3 protein-coding genes are annotated in these 1,364 nt (G+C 66.0%); all 3 read right to left on the bottom strand.

From position 1 onward, the window contains the following. Nucleotides 1–499: alpha/beta fold hydrolase (locus AB0J46_RS51930; protein ID WP_364344953.1), on the bottom strand; the 499-nt coding region annotated here is incomplete at its 3' end. Further along, nucleotides 496–930 (bottom strand): SRPBCC family protein, encoded by a 435-nt coding sequence (locus AB0J46_RS51925; protein ID WP_364344950.1) that lies wholly within the window; start codon nucleotides 928–930, stop codon nucleotides 496–498. The genes AB0J46_RS51930 and AB0J46_RS51925, both read right to left, overlap by 4 nt. Before the next feature lie 53 nt (nucleotides 931–983). Continuing rightward, nucleotides 984–1,319 (bottom strand): VOC family protein, encoded by a 336-nt coding sequence (locus AB0J46_RS51920; protein WP_364344947.1) that lies wholly within the window; start codon nucleotides 1,317–1,319, stop codon nucleotides 984–986. Between the last annotated feature and the right edge of the window lie 45 nt (nucleotides 1,320–1,364).

The following is a 1,364-nucleotide window of genomic DNA, read 5'->3' as shown; positions in this document are numbered from 1 at the left end:
TCTCGGGAAGACCGATGGGCTGAGCCATCAGGTACAGGTGCCAGGCGACCTTGGCGTCGACTCCTTGCAGAACGGCCCATGTGTCGAGGGTGGGCAGGACGTCGAGGATACCCAGGTAGTCCACGATGGCGGGGTGGTCCAAGCCTGCGCGGACGGCGACCAGTGCACCGCGGTCGTGCCCGACGAGCCCGAAGTGGTCCACGCCGAGGGTGGACGCGACCGTCACGATGTCCTGAGCCATGGTGCGCTTGGAGTACGTGGAGGGGTCACTCCCGTCCGGCTTGTCGCTGTCGCCGTAGCCGCGCAGGTCAGGGACGATAACCGTGTGGTCGTCGGCGAGCCTCGCCGCGACGTGGCGCCACATGTAGTGGGTCTGCGGGAACCCGTGCAGCAGGACCACGGCCGGCCCGCTCCCGCCGACGGCGACGTTGAGGTTGACGCCGTTGGCGCTGGGGATGGTCCGGTAGTCGAAGCCGCTGATCGTCAGCCGGGTGGTCATGCGTTGTCCTTCGCGTCAGGCGCGGCGGACTCCACCGTCTGCTTGAAGATGCTCAGGCCGTGGTCCATTCCGGCGCCCATCGGGATGGTGAGGTCGCCCGGTCGCACGTCGTGGATCCAGACGAACCGGCTGCCGCCGTCCCCGTGCGGGAAGACTTGCATCGAGGAGTTGTCGTGTTCTGGCTGCATGGTGTCGCCGATGACCGAGAAGACGAGCCGGCGCGGCTCATCGTCGAGCGCGATGAGCCGCTCCCGCAGCACCGTTCCGTTGGTGAACGTGACGATCCTGACGTCCGGTTCGTCTTCGTCGAGTCGGCTGTCGGTGACGAAGCCCGGCGCCATCCGGACGGGCCCGTCGGTGAAGTCACTGATGATCGCCCACACGGCCGTGGGGTCGGCATCGATGATGATCTCTTTATGCACGGAGGCCATATCTGTTCTCTCCTGTAGTGGTGGAAACGGGTGTCGCGCGGTGGCGAGTTCGTCTAAGCGGCGACGACGCAGAACTGGTTGCCCTCGGGGTCGGCCAGCACGACCCAGCCGTCGAAGCGCCGCACTTCACTCGCGCCAAGGGCCCGAATCCGGCCGACCTCGCCTGCCAGGTCATCAGTGAACAGGTCCAGGTGCAGCCGGTTCTTGCCCTCCCGGCCCTCGGGCACGGCCTGCAGGGACAGGCCCACGCCGCTCTTGTTCGCGTCCTCCAGGTAGGTGACGCCTTCGTCCGAGGACGCGACCTGGTATCCGGTGACCGCCTGCCAGAAGGCAGTGCTGCCGGCCAGGTCGTTCGTGTCGATGCAGATGTTGCCGATGCTGATGCTCACCAGCGACCCCTTCTAATCTAACTGACGTACCAATTATGTCGGTTA

Source organism: Nonomuraea sp. NPDC049758, assembly GCF_040674635.1.
Classification (GTDB): Bacteria; Actinomycetota; Actinomycetes; order Streptosporangiales; family Streptosporangiaceae; genus Nonomuraea.
This window is presented reverse-complemented; position numbering and strand designations above follow the sequence as displayed.

Bases quoted from the DNA above. Each gene is read 5' to 3' on its own strand.
- AB0J46_RS51925 (WP_364344950.1), bottom strand. From the start codon at position 930: ATGGCCTCCGTGCATAAAGAGATCATCATCGATGCCGACCCCACGGCC.